The 1,166-nt window shown below is 48.3% G+C and carries 1 pseudogene; it reads right to left on the bottom strand.

From position 1 onward, the window contains the following. A pseudogene (locus C5S62_RS13530) lies at positions 1–1,166 on the bottom strand (hypothetical protein); the annotation flags it as partial.

Here is a 1,166-nt window from a genome sequence, read left to right as displayed (position 1 = left end):
ATATATTGGCTTGTGTCGCCGATGGTGCGCGAGGGTAGCACATCACATTTTGCTCCGTGAACGAGGCGTACAACACAGTTACCGCCGCCGGAGGTGAGGCATTGTACGATGCGTTCCTTACCTGTAATCGGGTTGAAGATATGCGCGACACCGTCAATCGGGAATGATGCAACCTCAACGCCTTTGTTCTTGAAAAACTCTTTGAAAGAAGTCACATTGAGCGCGATGTTGTCCATCCATTCCGAGTCGCAACCAACATAGCCTTTAATACCGAGTATTGAGTTCCACACATTACCGCTACTCTGTGTGTCGGCCATGCCTATGTTATCGGCTTGGTTGAGGAGTCCGTCATGCTGTCCTCGACCGACAATGCTCTGTTCATCACTATGACCATTCAATGCCCACCACAAGATTGAAGTTTCCTTGTGCTGCTCATAATCTTGGAGCTGATAGCCTTTACCTCTGAGCCGTGCAAGGTTTTGGAAATCTTTCATGCAGTAGTTGATTGTACCTGTAGGTAGCTCTATAGCGTTACCCTCATCATCATAAAGCCAGTTTGGATTTATAGTCGATGTGCCGGTGCCTCTGCGTGAACGGCCACTGCTGATACTTCGGGGTAGGCCGAGGCCGTCAATGGTAATCGGGTATGTACCGAACACCGAACCGTTCTCAATTTCCTCGTTGAGAGCTTTAGGAGATTTAATTTCTGTCCATTCCGGCTCAATGGCTTCAATACTTTCGCTATCCACCGTGTGAACCTCGCTCTCATCAAGGTCTTTGAATGTGGTAAAGTAGAACCACTTCGCGCCCTGCGGCACTTTTTCAAATATGTAACTGCCAATTGTGAAGTCGAAGTTGGTATTACTTACTGCCATTTGGAACACTCCGACAACATTGCCGTCTGCATCAGTGAATACACAGCCCATTGTCTGATTGTTCATGCCCGGCCAACGCACCTGCTTCATGCCCTCAACATCTACGCGGTATACATTGACATTTGAGCCTTGCCCAAGGAGGTCTGCCACATTCATGCCGACAGTGGTGTCTGCATCGACATACACACCTTGACTTTCTGAATACAAAAGGTCGTCGAGGCGGTGTATGTTTCTGACGTTAGCCGTTGATAGCGGCTCGTTGTCACAACTTGACCACACATAGTATTTGTC

This window comes from Prevotella sp. MGM2, from assembly GCF_002933955.1.
In the GTDB taxonomy this organism is placed as follows: Bacteria; Bacteroidota; Bacteroidia; order Bacteroidales; family Bacteroidaceae; genus Alloprevotella.
This window is presented reverse-complemented; position numbering and strand designations above follow the sequence as displayed.